Annotated in this window: 23 protein-coding genes; 9 read left to right on the top strand and 14 right to left on the bottom strand. The window is 40.9% G+C overall.

The window, feature by feature from the left end; all coding sequences use genetic code 11:
* The first annotated feature begins 45 nt into the window (after window positions 1–45).
* Window positions 46–1,584, top strand: a complete 1,539-nt coding sequence (gene uvrC, locus D6774_02820) for an excinuclease ABC subunit UvrC (protein RME77922.1) — start codon at window positions 46–48, stop codon at window positions 1,582–1,584.
* 120 nt (window positions 1,585–1,704) lie between these two features.
* On the opposite strand, the gene D6774_02815 is transcribed toward uvrC, so the two are convergent.
* Complete coding sequence (locus tag D6774_02815) at window positions 1,705–2,094, bottom strand: hypothetical protein (protein ID RME77921.1); 390 nt, start codon at window positions 2,092–2,094, stop codon at window positions 1,705–1,707.
* A gap of 269 nt (window positions 2,095–2,363) precedes the next feature.
* Here D6774_02815 and D6774_02810 point away from each other — a divergent pair, with 269 nt between their 5' ends.
* Window positions 2,364–3,698, top strand: a complete 1,335-nt coding sequence (locus D6774_02810) for a DEAD/DEAH box helicase (protein RME77920.1) — start codon at window positions 2,364–2,366, stop codon at window positions 3,696–3,698.
* A 133-nt stretch (window positions 3,699–3,831) separates the two neighbouring features.
* Here D6774_02810 and D6774_02805 read toward each other — a convergent pair whose 3' ends face one another.
* On the bottom strand, window positions 3,832–4,257 hold the full coding sequence (locus D6774_02805) for a hypothetical protein (protein ID RME77919.1): 426 nt from the start codon (window positions 4,255–4,257) through the stop codon (window positions 3,832–3,834).
* Window positions 4,258–4,331: 74 nt separating this feature from the next.
* On the opposite strand from D6774_02805, the gene D6774_02800 reads away from it, so the two are divergent.
* Window positions 4,332–4,727, top strand: a complete 396-nt coding sequence (locus D6774_02800; protein ID RME77918.1) for a hypothetical protein — start codon at window positions 4,332–4,334, stop codon at window positions 4,725–4,727.
* Between the two features lie 93 nt (window positions 4,728–4,820).
* Here the strand turns inward: D6774_02800 and D6774_02795 are convergent, their stop codons facing one another.
* From D6774_02795 to D6774_02785, 3 genes are all read right to left on the bottom strand, one after another.
* On the bottom strand, window positions 4,821–5,225 hold the full coding sequence (locus tag D6774_02795) for a hypothetical protein (protein RME77917.1): 405 nt from the start codon (window positions 5,223–5,225) through the stop codon (window positions 4,821–4,823).
* A gap of 167 nt (window positions 5,226–5,392) precedes the next feature.
* Complete coding sequence (locus tag D6774_02790; GenBank protein ID RME77916.1) at window positions 5,393–5,773, bottom strand: DoxX family protein; 381 nt, start codon at window positions 5,771–5,773, stop codon at window positions 5,393–5,395.
* Window positions 5,770–5,964 (bottom strand): hypothetical protein, encoded by a 195-nt coding sequence (locus D6774_02785; protein ID RME77915.1) that lies wholly within the window; start codon window positions 5,962–5,964, stop codon window positions 5,770–5,772. Before D6774_02785 ends, D6774_02790 begins: the two co-directional genes overlap by 4 nt.
* A gap of 63 nt (window positions 5,965–6,027) precedes the next feature.
* Here D6774_02785 and D6774_02780 point away from each other — a divergent pair, with 63 nt between their 5' ends.
* On the top strand, window positions 6,028–6,663 hold the full coding sequence (locus tag D6774_02780) for a hypothetical protein (protein ID RME77914.1): 636 nt from the start codon (window positions 6,028–6,030) through the stop codon (window positions 6,661–6,663).
* Window positions 6,664–6,719: 56 nt separating this feature from the next.
* Here the strand turns inward: D6774_02780 and D6774_02775 are convergent, their stop codons facing one another.
* Together D6774_02775 and D6774_02770 are read right to left on the bottom strand one after the other, a co-directional pair.
* Window positions 6,720–7,121, bottom strand: a complete 402-nt coding sequence (locus tag D6774_02775) for a hypothetical protein (protein ID RME77913.1) — start codon at window positions 7,119–7,121, stop codon at window positions 6,720–6,722.
* Between the two features lie 69 nt (window positions 7,122–7,190).
* A complete protein-coding gene (locus tag D6774_02770) occupies window positions 7,191–7,502 on the bottom strand; it encodes a hypothetical protein (GenBank protein ID RME77912.1) in 312 nt (103 codons plus the stop codon).
* A 175-nt stretch (window positions 7,503–7,677) separates the two neighbouring features.
* Here D6774_02770 and D6774_02765 point away from each other — a divergent pair, with 175 nt between their 5' ends.
* Window positions 7,678–8,421, top strand: a complete 744-nt coding sequence (locus D6774_02765) for an alpha/beta fold hydrolase (GenBank protein ID RME77911.1) — start codon at window positions 7,678–7,680, stop codon at window positions 8,419–8,421.
* On the opposite strand, the gene D6774_02760 is transcribed toward D6774_02765, so the two are convergent.
* Entirely contained in the window at window positions 8,393–8,908 is a 516-nt protein-coding gene (locus D6774_02760; GenBank protein RME77910.1) for a hypothetical protein, read from the bottom strand. The genes D6774_02765 and D6774_02760 overlap by 29 nt on opposite strands.
* A gap of 173 nt (window positions 8,909–9,081) precedes the next feature.
* Window positions 9,082–10,008, bottom strand: coding sequence for a hypothetical protein (locus tag D6774_02755; protein RME77909.1), 927 nt, complete (start codon window positions 10,006–10,008; stop codon window positions 9,082–9,084).
* Window positions 10,009–10,152: 144 nt separating this feature from the next.
* On the opposite strand from D6774_02755, the gene D6774_02750 reads away from it, so the two are divergent.
* Window positions 10,153–10,830, top strand: coding sequence for a hypothetical protein (locus tag D6774_02750; protein ID RME77908.1), 678 nt, complete (start codon window positions 10,153–10,155; stop codon window positions 10,828–10,830).
* Between the two features lie 48 nt (window positions 10,831–10,878).
* Window positions 10,879–12,270 (top strand): dihydrolipoyl dehydrogenase, encoded by a 1,392-nt coding sequence (locus D6774_02745; GenBank protein RME77907.1) that lies wholly within the window; start codon window positions 10,879–10,881, stop codon window positions 12,268–12,270.
* A 95-nt stretch (window positions 12,271–12,365) separates the two neighbouring features.
* Here the strand turns inward: D6774_02745 and D6774_02740 are convergent, their stop codons facing one another.
* Entirely contained in the window at window positions 12,366–14,072 is a 1,707-nt protein-coding gene (locus D6774_02740; GenBank protein ID RME77906.1) for a hypothetical protein, read from the bottom strand.
* Window positions 14,073–14,202: 130 nt separating this feature from the next.
* Between D6774_02740 and D6774_02735 the strand changes: the two genes are divergently transcribed.
* Together D6774_02735 and D6774_02730 are read left to right on the top strand one after the other, a co-directional pair.
* Window positions 14,203–14,451 carry a hypothetical protein gene (locus tag D6774_02735; GenBank protein ID RME77905.1) on the top strand — a complete coding sequence of 83 codons (249 nt, stop codon included), beginning with the start codon at window positions 14,203–14,205 and terminating at the stop codon, window positions 14,449–14,451.
* 58 nt (window positions 14,452–14,509) lie between these two features.
* Window positions 14,510–14,866: a hypothetical protein gene (locus D6774_02730; protein RME77904.1), complete on the top strand. Its 357-nt coding sequence runs from the start codon at window positions 14,510–14,512 to the stop codon at window positions 14,864–14,866.
* Between the two features lie 127 nt (window positions 14,867–14,993).
* Here D6774_02730 and D6774_02725 read toward each other — a convergent pair whose 3' ends face one another.
* The 4 genes from D6774_02725 to D6774_02710 form a co-directional block, all read right to left on the bottom strand.
* Window positions 14,994–15,734 (bottom strand): DUF541 domain-containing protein, encoded by a 741-nt coding sequence (locus tag D6774_02725; protein RME77903.1) that lies wholly within the window; start codon window positions 15,732–15,734, stop codon window positions 14,994–14,996.
* 63 nt (window positions 15,735–15,797) lie between these two features.
* Window positions 15,798–16,589, bottom strand: a complete 792-nt coding sequence (locus D6774_02720) for a hypothetical protein (protein RME77902.1) — start codon at window positions 16,587–16,589, stop codon at window positions 15,798–15,800.
* A gap of 48 nt (window positions 16,590–16,637) precedes the next feature.
* Complete coding sequence (locus D6774_02715; GenBank protein ID RME77901.1) at window positions 16,638–18,500, bottom strand: hypothetical protein; 1,863 nt, start codon at window positions 18,498–18,500, stop codon at window positions 16,638–16,640.
* A 111-nt stretch (window positions 18,501–18,611) separates the two neighbouring features.
* A complete protein-coding gene (locus tag D6774_02710) occupies window positions 18,612–19,364 on the bottom strand; it encodes a hypothetical protein (GenBank protein RME77900.1) in 753 nt (250 codons plus the stop codon).
* Between the last annotated feature and the right edge of the window lie 139 nt (window positions 19,365–19,503).

Below are 19,503 nucleotides of genomic sequence, written 5' to 3'. Positions count from 1 at the left end.
TCCTACGCGGTGGTTTTTATATAGTACGAGGAATTTTTAACCGCAATGATTCCTCTAAAAAACATTCCTCTTGAGCCTGGTTGTTATCTTTTCAAGAATAAAGAGGGCAACATTATCTATGTAGGTAAAGCAAAAAAACTCAGGCAGAGGGTTAGGCAGTACTTTGACAGGTCTCCTAAAACACCCAAAACACAATTCTTAGTTTCTCAAATTGCTGATATTGATTACATCGTAGTTGGTAATGAAGTAGAAGCGCTTCTTCTGGAAAACAAACTCATCAAACAACACAAGCCAAAATATAACGTTCTACTCAAAGATGCAAAAACGTATGCGTATCTTAAACTTACTGATGAACAATATCCTCGGCTCATCTCTACGAGGAGCGTTGATAAGAAAGGTGAGTTTTTTGGCCCCTTTACTGATGGTTCTGCAAGAAATGAATTGAGAAGATTAGCGCTTAAGCTCTTCAAATTACGCACGTGCAGAACGCTTCCTAAAAAAGCATGTCTTAATTATCACATCGGACTTTGTACTGCTCCTTGTATTGGACGCGTGTCTCAAAGCGACTATGCACAGCAGGTTGAAGGTGCAAGGGCGTTTCTTAGGGGAGATGTCAAAGACGTTGTTAAGAAATTGCGTTTGGAGATGAAACAAGCTTCGGACAAGCTTCTTTTTGAGCAGGCGTTGGAGAAGAAGAGACAGATTGAAGCAATTGAGCACTTGCAGGAAAAACAAGCAGTGGATACGCTTAAACGATTCGACCAGGATGTTGTGGTAATGGAGGAGTTTGATACTATTGCGGTTTTTTCGCTCTTATCTGTTAATAAGGGTGTGATAAGTAAAAGGCAAGATTTCAGATTTGAAATGCAAGATGATGTCTTTGAGTCGTTTCTCAAACTGTATTATTCTCAAAATTACATTCCTCAGGAAATCATTGTGAATAGGAAGGTGGAAGATCCAAGTATTGAGAAGTATTTGCAGAGAATTAAAGGTGCGAAGGTGACCCTTACGCGGCCTCAACGAGGAGAAAAGTTGAGGCTTATGCAGTTAGCGTTAGCAAATATCAGAAAAGAGGATAAGAGGCTTTTGGAACTTCAAGAAGCGCTCAACCTTGCAGATGTGCCTCGGATAATTGAGTGTTTTGATATTTCTAATTATGGTGATGAAGTGGTTGTTGCGGGTATGACCCGTTGGGTTGATGCTAAACCAGATAGGAGTAATTATCGGCGGTTTGAGATTAAGACGAATAAGCAAGATGATTTTGCTGCGATGCGAGAAGCAGTGTATCGAAGGTACTCTCGACTTCGTGAAGAGAATGTTCGCATGCCCGATCTTATTCTTATTGATGGCGGGAAAGGACAGTTAAATGCTGCGCTTTGGAGTCTTGAACAACTGGGCTTGCAGATCCCGCTTATTGCGTTAGCAAAAAAGAATGAAGAGATTTTCATCCCTCACGAAGATGAGCCGCTTCGTTTTGATAAGAACTCTGAGATGATGCTCTTACTTCGGTCTATGCGTGATAGTGTGCATAGGTTTTCAATTAGTTATTCCCGGTTGAAAAAGCGAAAAAAAGTGACTGAATAAAAGCGACTAAACGCAACTAAATAAATAACATCGTTGATAGGTGATCTCTTAAATGATCTTATGGGAACACCGATTTCACGCGAGAAGGGGATGTTCTGTTGTGACGCCTATTGAGTTGTGTTAGTGGGATGTTTTTCCTGAGTATTGATCAAAGAGTCTTCTTTCAAGAACTTCGTTTAAAATGGTAAGACTGGTTTTGGCATCATCATAACCGAGATGAAAGTGTTGAGGATCGTTCAGATAAACTCCTTGTGCTGCTACAATCAGACTTTCTTGGCAGTCTTGTACGTATGATCTGCTTACTGCGTCAAGATCGGAATATTTGGAGTCGAGAAAACGAGAGAGTAGTGTTGAGTAAGAGCATGCAGCATCTGCATTACCCGCTTCAACTAATTTCGCAATGTTATTGAGCAGTTTTATGGCAAAACTGGCTGACTCCCATCGAGTGGGGGGAACTTCATCTATGGAGGGATGGTGTGCAAGTGTTGAGGATATGTAGTTTTCAAACATGAAAGGGACGGGCTGAACAGATATTTATAAAGCTTTCTAAATTCACTACTTTAAAGAGACTAAAAAACTGCGAGAAAACAAAACATTTAAAAAGGCAACGCAAGACGTACAGCACAACATAATTGGAAGGCCGAGACAGGCGGGTGCATTCCCGAAAATTACTCTTTCTGTCTCAACTACCTGTTCGACACTTTGTCAAACAAAGTGAGACACCACGTTTACCACAACTCCGAACAGTATCAAACAGCGTTTTCCAAGGAGTACAAACAATGAACACAAAAAATTTTGAAGAATTAGGAGTACAACAAGAAATTGTACAAGCATTGAAGAAAAAAGGAATTACCGAACCAACAGACATTCAAGCAAAGACCATCCCTCTTGCCCTAGAAGGAAAAGACGTTATTGGAATATCAAAAACAGGATCTGGAAAAACCGCAAGTTTTGGCGTTCCAACAGTACAGCTGGTTGACCCTTTCGGAGGAATCCAAGCACTCGTTCTTGCACCAACTCGCGAACTTGCAGTGCAAATCTCAAGAGAATTTGAGAAATTTAGTGCAAGAAAAATCAAAGTAGCAACAGTCTATGGCGGAGTTGCAATCAACCCCCAAATAGAAAGAATTGCAAAATCACAAATTGTTGTAGGAACACCTGGACGGGTTCTTGATCACCTTGAAAGAAGAACACTCGACCTCTCAAAAATCAAACTCTTTGTTCTTGACGAAGCAGATAAAATGGTTGAGATGGGCTTTATCGAGGACGTTCGCAGAATTCTTAGTCACACTAATGAAACGCGACAAATCCTTTTGTATGGAGCTACCATCTCTGATGAAGTTAAAGGCATTGAACGAGAATTCATGAACTCCCCCGTTACTGTGAAATCAGAATCTCACGTTAAAGAAGAGTATCTTGAACAGTTCTACGTAGATGTAGGTGCAAAAGATAAATTTAGCATGCTCATGCACCTTCTCAAAAAATTTGAAGACGAACGTGACGGAACCATCATCTTTTGTTCAACAAGAAACACGGTTGACCTCGTTGCAGAAAATCTCAAGAAACAGCATCTGCGATGTGAACACATCCACGGGAAACTCTCGCAAAACAGGCGTCAGAACATTATTGATAAGTTTAATGCTGGAAAAATCCAACTCCTCGTAGCATCAACTGTTGCTGCAAGAGGACTTCATATTGATGGCGTAACTCACGTCATTAACTACGATCTTCCGCGCGATCCGCAAGAATATGTGCATAGGATCGGACGTACTGCAAGAGCAGGAACAAAAGGTTCTGCTTACTCCCTTCTTGCACCACGAGATCATGAGCACTTCGCGGCAATTAAGCGAAGATACCCTCATTTGAAGATTCAAAAAATGGAACCTCAAGAATTCCCTCGCATCCCCTTCCACGTAAGGCGAGATAACAGAGGAGGCAGTTCGAGAAATTTCAGAGGAGGCTCAAGCAGACATGAGCGAGGAAGGTCTCATTCAGGATTTGGCAGTAGGCGAGGAGAATTCTCTCAAAGAACAAAAACAGGAGATCGTCCGCGAAGATCACCAAAACCAACTGCGTTTAAGATAGGCTCTGATAGCTGGCGAGAAAGAGCATAAAGCCGGAAGAAAACAGAGTCTCTTAACAACTCTTTGAGGCGTGAAAGCACACGCCATTAATTCTTTTCACTTTATTTACCCGCACCAGTTGTGATTTTGCCCAAGTATATGTTTGACCTTCTCCACGAACGCCCTAAAAACGTCTTCTTTGTAATGTCTTGGATATGATGTCAAAGATTCGTAGATCATTTTCTCTTGTTTGAACGTAGCCGTGTTGTTCCAAACATTCTTTTTGTTCTTCTTGCCACACTTCAAAATATGCTTGTACGTCGTGTCCTATACGAAGGCCTTCTTCTATGTTTGTTTTCCACCTCTCTTCCAAGGGGTTTTGTTGTAAGAGGAATCGCACCAGATTCTCTCCGCGAAAAAAGGTTCCTTCTTCCATGCTACGAAGAAGTGGGGGGAGATCATCTACGCGTAGACGCGGATCAAGCAAGCAAAAAAAAGAAGGATCTTGTTGGGAAAATGTGCAGTAAAGATAGGTGTCTGTACTGTGTCTGAATTCTATGTGGTGTTTTCCTTGTTCCGGGACGTAGAGAGCCACATCATAGATGAACATGAGCTAAAAAAAGGAGATCTTTTATAAATAGCCTACGAAAGATTTATAAATATTTACTACTGTACAGTAACATTATGAAGCAGTTTGAAAAAAACATCAGACGTTCTTTTCACATGGTGAAAAAAGACATTATGCGTACACACCAAGAGATTCTCGCACTCTCTCAAACACAAGAAAAACTTCTTGAAATCATTGACGAACTACGCAAAAATCAAGAACAACTCAATGCAAAAATCAACGCACTTGAGAAAAAATCAAAATCTGCAAAGGCCGTTACTAAAATTGTTGAAAAAAAAGTCAAAACACCATCAAAATCATCCAAGAAAACCTACTGGGCATCAAAAACCGGGAAAAAATTTCACGACAAACACTGCCCCTTTGCAAAAAACATCAAACCAAAAAGTAGAATTGTTTTCAAAACGAAAAACACCGCTCTTAACAAAGGCTTTAAGCCTTGTAGCTGTGTATAATTCGTCTCACACCCTCCAAAAAAAGTCTAAACGGAATTCTAAACACTTTGCAACTTCGTAAAACACCCCCACCAACTAACAACAAACAAAGGACTAATCATAATTCGCAACAGAATTTCTGTAAAACCTATCTCTCACAGCATCCAACTCAATAACGTTCAAAGGACGTTCGGGAATATCATCCCTTTCAGGATCGTCAGGATCAGGATCGTCATACCCACCACCTCGTCGAGATAACCGTTTGAACAAATCACGCAAAACGTATCCCGTAAGAAAACCAGAAACACTCATCCCCAACGCAACACCACTATAACCAAATAAATCAGCATCGCCATCAAAAAGCACTTTTGAAAAATAGAAAAGTCCTCCAACACCCAATGTGAAGGGCAGACCATAAGAAAAAACACTCTTACAAGTGGAGCTTATGATCTCAAGATTACGATTTTTTTGAGGAAACTCAAGAATGTTATCCAAAGACTCCGAATACTTATCAGTCATGATACACTAGCCACAAAAAAGACTTTAAAAAGTTACCGCGAGACATCGGAAAAGATAAGAATTCCTGCGATCAAAAAGGCAACATAAAAAAACATACAAAAAAAATTCAACAACCTTTTCTGAAAAGCAGATCCATTCTCCTCTCAGTTAGCGAATCAACTCCCCTATCAACCCCTGGATACACTCATCTCACCAGGACCTGAAAGGTAGAGACTGATGAGTGAAGTAATACCAAGGACATGGAATCCCGCGATGATCTGGCCCATAGGGTCTGCAAGTTTTCCTAGATGCACCGTGACGAGTGCAACGAAGAGTACTGCTGCCATTGGCCATACACTGTATTCTACTTTCCAGCCAAGAAGCAAAGAAAGTCCTCCAAGAACTTCTATTGCTATGACCAACCATCCGAAGAATGCTGCAAGGGGGAATCCCATTCCTGCTAGCATATCGATGATCATTGAAGGGTGCATCAACTTGCCGATGCCTGCAACAAGAAATATGAGCGCAAGTGCTGCTCTTTGCAATGTTGGTGCATAATTTTTGTTCATAGTTCTTCTCCGAGCTGAACTCTTAGGAGTTCACACTCAATGATATCCACAGGGTTGCTGAACAACTCTTCACAGGTTTTCTGTGTTTTGTCTTTGCAACGCCCTTTTGAGCAAATAATGTCTTGTATCATACTATCACCTCTTGTTGATCTCCATGAAGCAACGTCTCTTTTAGGAGCTTCCTCAAACACTTAAAACAAAGTTTTAAGTAATAAAAGAATAATTTAAGTGTCGTAGAGGAGAACTACAACATCATGAGCTACACCATTATTGCACCAGTAGGAGATAATCTTAAAGCACTCTTTGTGGGAATGAAGGAATTTCCCACAAGAGAAGTCATTCTGATCACCACAAAGAAAAAATGCAAGGATGCAAAAAAACTTGTTAAAAAACTTGAGACGTTTACCATACCCTCACGTATCATTGAGATCGCTGATCAAATCATGCCTGAGATGTTTCGTGTTTTCTCCCAGATCATCACACAATATGATTTTGATGATCTTATCGTCAATGTTGCGACAGGAGATCGTATGAGCACCTGTGCAACACTCTCAGCAGCATACGCAAACGGTCTTAAAGCGATTGGAGTAGAAGACGGCCAAGCAATGCTTCTCCCTATCATGAAGCTTTCTTACTATCACGAACTCTCACAGACCAAACTTGACATTCTTGAAGCAATAGGTGAAGGATACGTACAGCTCAACGATCTTGCAAAGAAGCTTAACATGTCACTCTCCCTGCTCTCCTATCACATTAATGGAAATCTAAAGTATAAAGGACTTAAGGAATATCGGCTTGTGGATGTAAAAGAAGAGCAGAATCGCATGTTTGTAAAGGTTTCCCAAATGGGCACCATGCTCTTGCGAGGGTATCTCAAACAGCGTTGTTAGTTCTACTCTCTTAAAATGATACGTGTGAAAGAGTGAAAAGAGCACCAAAAGAATACTTAAAGAGGAAACTCGGGGGTGATACGAAGATGTGCTTCTCGTGCAGCATCATACCCCTCCCTATACCACTTCATATGTTGTTCATACTGCGGATTCTTGAGAAGAACTTCTCGTATGAGGTCTTTTTTAAGAATGGATTTTCTTGAAAGATCGGGTTTGTTTTCCATCCCCTCTAAAAAACCATAGAGTTTTTGTGCAAGACCCTCAATGCCTTTGCTCTCCCCTTCGGTTTCATACCAGAACGCAATGTTGAGTTGTAAGCGTCTTTGTGCTTTTGATACGCTTTCACCTTCAAGAAGGGGGTTTTCAACACCAAAGATAGTGCTAAACGCCCATAAGTGATAGGGCATGAGTGAATGGTCATCAACACGAATGATTTTTCCGATAAATTTAGTATCCATATTTTGAAAAAACAAAGAAGCATTTAAAAAATTAAGGAGGGAAATTCCTCCTGTGTCTTACTTTTCTCCTTACTTGTGTAGAACTTTTGCAAGACGCTTTGGCATCATGACAAGGGCTACGAGGATTGCAAAAAGCAAGACGTAGATTCCTGTAAGAATTTTACCAATACCCACAAGCTTAAGACGTAACAGCTCAGACGGAGTGTTAGCAATTCTTGCTTGCTGAAGTGCAAGTTCGCTTCCTGCAGCTGCGGAGTCTCGTTCCGCTTTGGTGTGTTCGGCAAAGTATTCGTTTTGCTCAGCATGGAACTGTGCTTCTTTGCTCGTGACTTGCTGATGCATATATACTCCTTGTACTGCAAAGACAAGAGAGATAAGCATAAGCAGTGTCATGACTATCATTATGTTTTTCATACTATCACCTCTTTACAGCAATGCATAAGATCAGACTATAAAACCTGTGTACGAATTAACTATACAAAAAGTGATTGTTGAAAAGTGACTTTGAACTCTTCAAACACAACACTTAAATGCAACGCTACGAACAACAGCAGTGATGAACGTAACATTTCCCAACAAAAGAGGGGATCTTTTAAGTGGAGTTGTTGAAGGAACTGGCGAAGTTGGCATTGTTCTTTGTCCCCACTTTACCGGTTTTAAAGAATATAAGCACTATTATAGATTAGCAAAGAGTCTCGTTAAAGCAGGGTTTCATGTATTGCGCTTTGATTACGCTGATTGTATTGGTTCGTCTCAAGGTACTTGCGAAGATATGTCTGTTACGCATCAAGTTGAAGACGTACTCTCAGCAATCGATTTTCTTAAGACGCAAGGAGTGAAAAACATCGGTCTTTTTGGCCATTCTCTCGGTGGGCTTACTGCCATTGCAGCTACTTGTAAAACAAAAGTTGACGCTCTTGTTGTTGCAGCAGCTCCTGCAAAACTTGCATGGGATACTCTTTTTAATCAACGAAAAAAGGAGTGGGAGGAGAAGGGCTATGTGGAGTTTCCTTCAATCAAGGGACCAATTAAGATTCATTTTTCATTTTATCAAGATCTTGGAAACTATGATGCAACAAAAATAATTGAAGAGGTATCTTGTCCTGTCCTTGTTATTCACGCAGCCAAAGATGAATTAATCACACTTTCCAACACGCATGGCGTGTTCTTGCATGCAAAAGAACCCAAGGAGTTTCTTGCGATAGGTGGTGCGGACCATATGTTCTCTGGAGAGTATGAGAAGCGATTAGTTCTTGCAACAACACATTGGTTTACTGATTGGATGCTACAAACAGATTAGAATACTCAAAGGGAAGCGGCAGTAATTCTTTTCCTTGCGCCCATCGCGCAAAGTATCCATAAATCTCGAAGTGACGCCTAAGTAAGTACGCGAGGTGATCTGCTTGATTGATAAGAGGAATTTTTTTATCTCCTTTTCGAATGTAGTGTATATCTATTTCTGATTCTTTGTGAAGTCTTTCTTCAAGTGCGCGTGCATGTTTTTCTATGCGTTTTCCATCGATGAATACGCTGGTCGGGTTGAAGAACTGTATGAGTGTTGCATGCGCTGCAGATTGTGCAACGTGAAAGGGAACGTGATGAAGATGCCAATCTCGCACCACTACAAAGCGAAAGTCAAGATTGCATAAACGAGAGTACTGAAGAGACCCTCTTGTTTTTCCAAGTTGTTTTTTCCTACAAGATACCTCTTCATTGCTAGGAACCCCTACATAGACGTGAACATGTTCGGAAATATGAGACTCATCAATGCCTAAGTACTCTACCATGTATCCAATGTCCGTAAGGGGAAATATAAATTATACTTGTCACTTTCAGAAGACAGCACACGTGAACTTGTTGTACAGCTCTACATAAATTTAACAATATCTTCTGTGTGTCTTGCTACGCTTGGTGGTGGCGCTCATACCTACCACTCGATATCGACCAGTGTTTAACACCGTTAATACTCCACTCTTTTCCCGTCAGCGAGAATGACAGGGTGCATGATGATCATATCTTCATGGACTCCTGCTTTGTTTACACCTCCAAAAGAGGTGTTCTCTCCGAAAGCGATGTGACAAGAGTGGTAGATTTTCTCGTCGTAAAGAATGTTTCCTATTGGAAGAGTGTGTTGTTTATTTGTGCCGATGCCTAACTCGGCTATGATTAATCCGCGTTCCCCTCCTGTTATCAGTCGATCAACATAGGGTTTTGCTGCAGCATTCCAGGAGGTGATGCGTCCGTTGTCAACTGTTATTTGTGCGCGGTCTTGCGTGGTGATTTTTCCCCAGCGATCAATTATGATGATGCCTTTTGCGCTTGTTTCAAGTGGTGCGCAGAAGATCTCTCCATCAGGAAGATTGACAATATCCCCTGGAGATGTGCATTTCATTCCTGAGAGTATCCATTCACGTCGAGGGTCAAGTTCAAGCAGAATGTCAGTTCCTGCTGGTGATGTGATGCGTATCGTACGAGCATTTTTCACACACTCATAAACTTTCCTGTTTACTATTTCAATTTCTTGTATATCACACTCAAGAATCTTAAGAAAAATTTCTTCGGTGATTCCTGGAAGCGTTGCTACGCGCGCACCTTGTTTTCTTGCCGCAGTAGTTTCTGCACAGTGGCTAATAGAGTATTTTGTTGGTGCTATAATGACGTCGCAACGGGAAAACGCTTCTGTTGCTTCGGGAATTGGCGAAGAGTTTGAGCGATGAGGAGAAATCTCAACAAGTTCATACTGGTCAAGAACTTGTTCGAACGCGTTGATGATGCGGGAATCATGATCCTTGACGAGTACTACGCGCTCGCAGGGTTTAATTTCAAGACAGATTTCAACTACTTTTCTCGCAGTTTTAATGAGGTCTTTCATAGGTGCTTGCTTCATGTTTACTGTGCAAGCAATCTCAATTATTTAATTGTAACGCAGAAACTTCTTAAGCAGGTGAGTTACAAGCACAATAAGAAATGAGCAAAACAGAGTAACTGAACAGAGTAACTATTATATAGAGGTCTTCTTTGAGAACACACTATGAACCTTAAAGAGTACTTGCACATTCTCTTCTCGTCTGATCATCCTTTGCCCATGAGTCGCGCTGAGAGGACCTTATTTTACGCATCGGTGTTTCTTCGTGTTGTTCTCGCCTTTGCTATTGCGTGGGCTGCGTGGCACCAACAGTGGTTTACTTTATTCGTAAGTTCGCTTGCATTTTTTCTTTGTGCCATGCCGTCAATTATTGAGAGAAATTACCGCATTCATTTCCCTATTGAGTTTGAATTTTTTGTTACTCTTTTCATTTATGCTTCGCTTTTTTTGGGCGAGATTCATAGTTATTATACTCGTTTTTGGTGGTGGGATTTGGTTCTTCACGCGGGATCGGGTATTGGTTTAGGTCTGTGTGGATTTCTTCTTCTCTATTTGCTTACGAAGGAGAAAAAACTCAAAACGAGCCCTATCCTCACAGCACTCTTCATTTTCAGTTTCGCACTTGCAATGGGTACTTTGTGGGAAATTTTTGAGTTCACCATGGATCAGCTATTTGGAACATCAATGCAGAAATCAGGTCTTATGGACACCATGGGGGATCTCATCGTTGATGGACTTGGTGCGTTAGTTGTTAGCGTCGCGTCCTGGGTTTATTTTAAGTTAAAAAAACAAGGATTTATTGTTAGCGTTATTAAGAAGTTTAGAAAACTTAACAAGTGGTGAGATTTTTTTCAAAACATTCTTAAATACTCTTGCCCATTCAAACGCATTATGAAGGTTTATGATTTAATCGTGGTAGGTTCTGGTGCGGGATCAAAGGTTTCTGTTCCTGCAATACACTTAGGTAAGAAAGTTGCAATTGTTGAAAAAGCAGAACTTGGCGGTGTTTGTCTTAACAGAGGTTGTATTCCTTCTAAAATGCTCATCTACCCTGCTGAACAAATTGAGGCTGCAAGAAATCTTGAAAAGTTTGGCGCCAAAGCAAAGATAGGAAAAGTTTATTTCAAGGAGATTATTGAGCGTATCAACGCAACTGTCAGTGAAGAGTCTGAGGCGATTCGAAAAAGGTATGTTGCTGCAAAGAATTTTGACTTCTACCCTTACGAAGCACGTTTTATCTCGGATAAAGTGCTGCAAGTTGGTAATACGCAGATCACTGCACGAAAAATTGTTCTTGCTACAGGCGCAAGACCAAGAATACCTGATATTGAAGGTCTTGAAGGTACTCCTTTCATGACGAGCACACAAGCACTTAAGAACAAAGTGCTTCCTAAGAAGCTTATCGTTATTGGGGGAGGATATATTGCTTGCGAGCTTGGAGCTGCCTATGCTATGCTTGGAAGCGAAGTAGAATTCATTGTACGAACAGATCTTATCTCACACGAAGATAAAGACATTCGTGAAGAATTTACAAAAGTGTTTACTAAACGACACACTGTACATCTTGACTCCACTCCTCTTAAGGTAGAGTATAAACGAAAACAATTTACTCTGACCTATGAGCATAAAGGTAAGCGTTTCAAGACGAAAGGAGATGCTTTGCTTGTTGCTGTTGGTGTTGTTCCCAACACTGATGATCTTGGTCTTGATAAAACAAGAATTAGAACAAATAAAAGAGGGTTTATAGAAGTTGATGACTATTTGGAAACTTCCGTTAAGGGAGTGTACGCACTAGGAGATGTTATTGGTAAGTTTATGTTCAGGCATGCTGCAAATTTTCAAGGCGAATACCTTTTTGAAAACTTGTACAAACGCATTATTCCAAGAAAGATTAAGTATCCTCCCATGCCTCATGCAATGTTCACACAACCAGAATTTGCAGGGGTTGGCGTTACTGAGGATGAGCTCATTAAACTGAATAAAGTGCGAGGAAAAGATTACGTTGTTGGTCTAAATCCATATCAGAAAAGTGCTATGGGTATGGCAAGATTATCAGATCATGGTTTTTGTAAACTTATTTTTGATAGGAAAAAACGCCTTATCGGAGCGCATATCATAGGTGATGAAGCTGCGACGATGATTCATCAATTAATCTATGCGATGACGAAAAAAGCAAAACTTGATGATCTTCTTGAGATGATTTACATTCACCCCGCTCTTCCTGAAATTGTGCGAAACGCGGCGAGAAATGCAAGAGAAGCATTTATGAGTATGAAACAATAGTCCTTTTTCTTTAAAGCTAACTGCACAAACGAACGGTGTGTAGCGGTGTGCGTAAACGCACTATTTTGTTAAACACCTTATTTTGTTATAGTGCCTTACTTCCAGGTTCTTAGGATCTTTCCTGCCCAGAAAATTCCTGTAAGGCAGAGAATAATGAGCGCTCCGAGAATGATGGTGTAGCTCTCTTCGTTAAGAATTGCGGAGGTGGTTTTGGTATTTTTCGCGTATGCTCCTGGTTGTGTGGCAATTCCTGTTGTTGAACCACCATATAGTACGATAACTTCTGAGGAGTCTGTTCCAGACGTGCTTGCTGATGATTTGCTTGAACTGGCTGTCCCGGAACCAGTTGATCCTGAGTTAGTATTGCTTGCAGCGCAATTGCTTACCTGTACGGTTAATGATTCTCGTTGGGCAAGAGATCCGTCTTCGTAGTAGACTTCAACAGTAAGAGGGTATGTTCCTTGTTTTTGTTGGTTGCTTATTTCGATGTTGAATCTGCCTTCCCACTTGTTATCATCATCAGGGTCTGCTTCAAGATCTATTCCTGTGCGTTCTTCACGAATGCCTAGTGCTGTTGAGAAGACTTTGACCTTGACGTCTTCTTGATCATCTTCTCCTACGTTGATGATCTCTAGGTCAAGCGAGGTTTGTCTATTACAAGAGAGTCTTTGTGGGTCCAGATCAAGGTTGAGGATACGAATGTCATCATCATCTTTGTCAATTTCAAGAGTATATGTTACGGATATTTCGTGGCTGTTCCCTTCTTCGTCTTCTCCTTCTGCGACGAGGCGGACATCATAGGAGTCTTCATCTAGTTCAAGAGGTACTTTAAAGCTAAGCGTTGCTGATTCATCTTTTCCATCGCGGATTTTATCTATTTCTGTATCTTCTTCAATATCGTCACCATCATCGATATCGTAGACGGTAAGGGTGATTTCAACATCTTCTATGTCGATGTCAAGAAGGTTTTCAATTTCCATTTCAAAGCTAACAGTTGATCCTGGTTTTACGTCTTTGTCTATGGTTCCTCCATTTTCATTTGCGCTTGAATCTTTGTTGCCATCAACTTCTACTGTGATATCTTTAAAGCGCATTGCTTGTTCTTGTTGTGTTTGATTTGATTGGTTTGTTTGATTATTGTTTTGATTGTTGTTTTGTGCGAAGGGATCTTCTGATACTTGAAGGAGGAAGGACTCTATTGTGCAAAGTTCATAGTCACAGACAGTAACGGTGATGTTTTTGGTTTGCACTTGGAGGGGAACGTATTCAATGAGCCCAGATTGGTCAATGGGAACGTTTGAGGAGTAGTTGAGTGTATCATTTTCTGCATCTGTTGCAATGACTTGGTAGGTAAAAGTGGTGTTTACTATGGCTATTTGATCTTCGATGGGTGCAATTTGAGGTGCTGTGTTGGAAGAAGCATTTGAAGAGGATGTGTTTGAAGTAGTATTTGAAGACGTAACCGTAATGGTGAATGTTTGTGAGTCAGTACCATTATTACCATCCCCTACGCTTGCAAGAACAGTGTAGACTCCTACTTCGCTTGCGTTTGGTGTGAACGTCCAAAGACCGCTTGAAGCGTTGAAGGTTTCATTTGCAAATGCGATGTTCTTTGCATAGGTGAGCGTATCGTTGTCAGCGTCAGTTGCATGAAAGGTAATGTTTGCTTGAATGCCTTCTGTTAGTGTGAGATTGGAAATTTCATCGAGTATCGGTGCAACGTTATTTTGTGCACTTATGGTCTGCAAAGTAAGTAGAAAAAGACAAATCACCAGGATTTGTGTGAAGATTGTTCTATTCATAGAGCTTTATTTTACACCACCCATATATAAACATTCCCAAAATAACTACTGTAAAGTGGTATATCTGTTGGGTTGTAAGTGGTGTGCACACGAACCCCTGTTATTTATAAACTTTATAAATGAAAAGAGGTTGAAGAACAAAGAAAGGGGGGAACGAAGAAATGCATCACCCCCACCTACAATCACCACAACCACCACAACCACCACCATTTCCAAATCCCCCATTCTACGTAAAAAAATAGCCCTGCAAGTTATGTATCAACAATTGAAGAGCTCAGAAGAAAAGAAATCTGAAGAGAAAAAATCAGAAGAAAAGAACGAAGAAGAAGCTGACGAAACTGTCACAGTACTACCCAGTTTACCAAATAAGTGTTTATAACGCTAGAAAACTTCATCATTCTTGTAAGAGAAAAATAAGACAACGGAGGTGTACTATCATGAATACACCTAATTTAGAACAAACCATCAACACCACAAGCATTCCCCGCTTTCAAGCGGCCGATACCACTTATGCTCCTCACGCAGAGGAACAGCAACCCTACGCGCTTTATTATCCTGCGCTTCTTGAAGAGTCTCCTCTTTATGGATTGCTGCAACAAGACTCTGCACTTTACGAGTTTATTGAACAGACAAAGCCATACGAAATCGCTCTTGACGTCCATAACAATGGAAGTTATTCCCTGCGATTATGCTATCTTGAACCCGTACTAGAAGCAATGATGCCCTATCTTTCAAAAGAGCACAATAATTCAAACTACATGAAACGTGATTTGCAAAGCTACTCACCAAAGTAAGTAGTCCCTCCACGATAAAGTATATCTTTACTATACCGCCACCATAAGAACAAAAGAATCAAAGATCCCTAAAAAAATGGAAAAGATTAATGAAAGTAAACTGCATATCTCGTGTTACTCTCTCTTCTTACTTGATCTCGTACGTCACGCTTACTGATGCTGAAACGTGAATAGATCCCGGCTCAATTACAAGAGGTGCGCTTTGTGCTTTTGCTTCTGCGATAAGGCTTTCCGCACGATCGTAGAAGTAGGGCTGAGCATAAAAGCCACCTTCATTAACCGCGATGATCTTTCCAAGTTTAACTCCTAGACCTTCTGCAGTTGCTTGTGCTTTCATTTTTGCAGTTTGTGCAGCCTTCTTAATTGCTTGAGCACGTAGTTCTTCTTCTTTTTCTTTTGAGAGCGTGAACTGTACTGAATCAATGCCATTTGCACCACTATCTACTGCGGTGTCAATGATCTCTCCTACTCGATCAAGGTTTTGAGTGGTTGCTTTGATAGTGTACGTTGCCTCGTATCCCTTGAACTCTTGTCCGTTTTCTGTCCAGTCTTCACGTTTGTAGATGTTATAATTTGTGGTCTCTACTTGAACGCCTTCAATCTTTTTAAGTGCGTTTACAACATTATTTGCGGCTTCTTTGCTCTTGCTTGCTGCAAGTTCTGCAGTTTGTTCGAGTACGTGTATGCGAACATAGATTTGTGCCTCATCTGGTTGGGCAGTCATCTGTGCTGTTCCCTCTGCATTAATGGTTCTTGCATCAATTGTTGCAGGTATGAAGAGAAACTTTGCAGCGACAAGAAGCGCTAAGAGCACAACGCCCAGAATAAGTATTTGTTGTATTTTATTGTCTTTCATAGTTATTCTCATAGGTAGCTTCTTTAAATGCCTTTCCTCGCGCTGTGGAGGCGCAGTTATGTGCTCTTTGAAGCATTATATTTTGAGTTCTTTTCGCATGACGAGTTCTTCCATTTTCTTATTGAAAAGTTCTACTTTTTCATGCATGCGATCATATTCTTGAGGGCTCGCCGTCATAATTTCTCTTTTTCCGATGTGCGTCATGAAATCTTCGAGATGCCTGTAAATGTCAAGATAGTGTTCTTCTATTTCAAGAGGTTCTACAAAGTATTCTTCGATTAAGTCCCCTACTTGTTGAGGTGCATGAGGAACGATGTCATGTGCGAGGAGTGCTGCATGTGCTGAGTGAAGCATTGACCAGTAAAGAGACATAACTGCTCTTGTTACATGCCACTTCGCGTTGTTAAGGATTTTAGGAGCATTAGAAAGGTAACTAAACACCACCTCTTCTGTTGGTTTGATCATATCATCTTTGAACATTTTTTGTGCTGTTGCAAACACTCCAGTATCAAACACAATCATACCTTCTCTTAAGATGTTTACGAGAAGAGGGTCTCCTTTCCTAGCATACTCCCAGAATTGAGTAATACGCATGGTGTTTATGTGAAAACGAGGACTTATTGAGGATGCAACTCTTTCCACGATCACTCTGAAACCTTGAATAACCTCAGGACTCATTACACGCACTAAGTCATCAACGATGAGAAGAACATCAATATCTGATCCTAGAAGCTTTGTTTTAGTGTTTGTGGTTGATCCGAAATGCACGACTGCTTTGAGGAGGTCTGGCGCTTCTCGTACTATGTCATCTGAAAATTGTTTGACGAGTTTTTGTGCGGAGTGTTGTTCTGATTGTTCTTCATTCATAATAGATTCTCACATGATTGTAGTTAATAATTTTGATTATCTACGTGCTCACTCAAGAGGCACCCCGCTCCAAAACACCCACTCTTGAGGGTCTGGAGCATAGTTTCCAAAAATGTAATTGGGAGGATTTGTGCGCCCGAAGTAACTTCCTGCAACATCAGTCCATAGTTCAGGTTGGGTTCCTGAGTGGCGATGATACCCTAATCCTCCGCCAACATCCGCTCCAAAAGCTCTCCACGCCTCAAGTTGGATTCTTCCCTTGGTGAGTCCTTCTTCTTCGTGTCCTTCTGAGACGATTGGTCCTTCCCATCCTTGTTTTTTGAGATGTACTACTGCGTCAACAACAGGAAATACTCCTTGACCTGGCGGGAGGTGGGAGTGTGCTCCTGACATGGAGTCTACTGCTTGTACACTTCCAATAACTCCTTCTTTTGCCATGTAATCAACTTCTTTCATGAACCATTTGTTGAATGCTTCTAGTTTTTTCTCATGTGGTGCGTTTTCTAGTCCTAAGGATTTCCAGTCCATGTAATCAAACCACATGGCAAGGTGAGAAGTATCAAAGCATCCTTTGATGTGTTTTTTTGCTAGTTCGCGGGCTTCTTTTTCTTTGTATCCTTCTTCTTGGAGTTTTTTTGCCATTTTTTCTCTTGCGCCTTTGATGAGCTCAGTAAATTCGCGGGGGTGCCCTCCCCATGCTGTTGGCCATCCTAGCTCAGGTCCGACGTAGAGATCATGTGTTATTTTATCTGCGAGTTGTTTTTGTGTTTTTAGGGCTTCTATTCCAAGCTCTGCGTATCCTTCAATAGATTTTTCTTTTGCGTATCGGTGAAGTGATTCGTATTTGTCTAGTTTTTGTTTTTGTAGTTCTTCTTGTTGTTTGGAGAGTGCTACTGCTTCTGCAAGCTCTTTTTTTCGCTGTTCATAGTATCTTATCTTTGACTCTGCTTCTTGAGGGGGAAGATTTTGTTTAAGATTTTCAACTATGCGATTGATTTCATCAAGTTGATCTTCCATTTGCAGACGCTGTGCTCTTCCTTGTGTGAGTTGGCTTGCAACTTGTTCTCGCACAAAGAATTCTTCTGGACGCAAATCTTGTCCTGTGAGTTGGTTCCATTTTTGAGCTTCTTCTTGAACTTCTCTCCACGTAACGACTTCTGTTTGGTAGTTTCCTTGTTCATCAACTTCTACTGCTCTTTTGTCAAAATCATGGAAATCAGTTATACGATTGCCATTCTCATCAATGAAGTATCCTTGAGCGTCTCTTCGGTATTTGAGACGTGGAACTTGTGTTGATTTGTTAAGATCTGCTACTATTTTTCCTGTTTCTGTATCCACTACAAGTCCTATGCTTTGTTGCTCTTCGGGCTCATGGCCTTTGAAAACGACATCAGATTCGTAGTTTGCTTCGTTAATGGATCTTGCAAATTCTTGTGACCAAATATCAACTCCGCCTCCTCCACCTACTTCTCCAATGAAGCGAATTGCTTCTTTTGCTTCGTCCATGGAGGATCTGCGTAGCTGTTCGCTTACTGCGCCTGAGCGTTGATCAAATCCTGAAAGGTTTGTCATGGAAGAGGTAGGCATCTCTATTCCTGAAATAGTCACCCCTGCTGCTTGGGCAAGTTCTCTCATTTGTTCTCTTGCTTCTTTTCCGTATGCTTTCATACGTCCCATGAGTTGTTGCATGTGTGAAGTGGTAAGAACAAGTTGCATGGTTCCCGTACCCATTCGGATTTGGGATTCAATGTTTTGAATGAAGTTTCCTTGTCCCCCAATGGACTCGGGAACTGTTGTTCCTATTTCTTTTGCGGAGAAGATAGGTTGCTCTAGTGTAGGCTTGGAGTAGAGTGGCTTTGCCTCGTGAAAACCTTCATCAAGGGGACTGTAGTAGGGCTTGTGGAATTCCATGATCTTAGGTTAGTGGGAGCAATGTTATTATGTTATTGCTTGTGCGATCAGTTTTTTATACTTATGCACGTATTGTTTATATGGTTAGTGTGACATTTTTGTAGGTTATGCTCAGGAGATTTTGCTTAATTCCTTAATGAGTTCTTTAACATCTGTGAGGAAGTGTTGAGCTTTTTTCTCAAGTTCTTCATAATCTCTTCCAGATAGTTCAAAGACTTCGCCGTGATCAATTCGTTTTGCCACTAAAAATACTTCTTCAAAGTTATCAACGTGTTCTTTTCTGAGTAGGTTTCTTTTTACGACTTTTTCATTAAGAAGAGTTTTCATGTTTTTTGGAGAAGGTGCTACTTCTCCAAGAGTTGCAAGAAGAGCGTGAGCGCAGTCAACCATGCACCAGTAGAGATCTACAACTGCTTGTTTGATGTGATTATTTGCTCGTTTCATTGCTTCTTGGCTTGCAAGCATTTCATTCCAAGTTGCTTCTTTGCTTGGTCGAAGTTTTCCTTGAAAGAGAAGTTCTTGTAGGGGGGATGCGTATCCGTTGTCAAAGAGAATTGCTCCTTTGCGAAGATATTCAAGAACAATTGCGTTCTTGTTGTTCAAGTGAAGCCAAAAATGTGACCAAAAAATAGTTTTCGCAGTACAAAATGATGAGCTTAGTTCAAGTGCTTTTTTTTCCGCAACCTTGTTGTTATCTTCAATAATGCAGAGTATTTGGTGATGTTCTTGATCAAAGGGGTTTACTAGGATGAGTGAGTAGATTCCCTTGATGGTTTTTGCTTGACGTACTATATCTCCGAGTTGTTGTGTGATTTGTTTTGGCGCGTTTCGCATTTGTTTTTGTTTGTAGGATATTGTTACCATTATATTCTTACCATTATGTTCTTACCATTATGTTCTTACCATTTGACCATGCCATGGCTTGCTTTGAAATTTTTGTAGGTTTGCCAAAGAGCAACCTCAGCTCCTCTTTCAGCACTCCCCTTTGATCCGTCATCTGCTT

The sequence above is a fragment of the Candidatus Woesearchaeota archaeon genome, assembly GCA_003695435.1.
Taxonomy (GTDB): Archaea; Nanobdellota; Nanobdellia; order Woesearchaeales; family UBA11576; genus J101.
The sequence above is the reverse complement of the archived record's forward strand: the minus strand, read 5'-3'. Positions and strand labels throughout refer to the sequence as shown.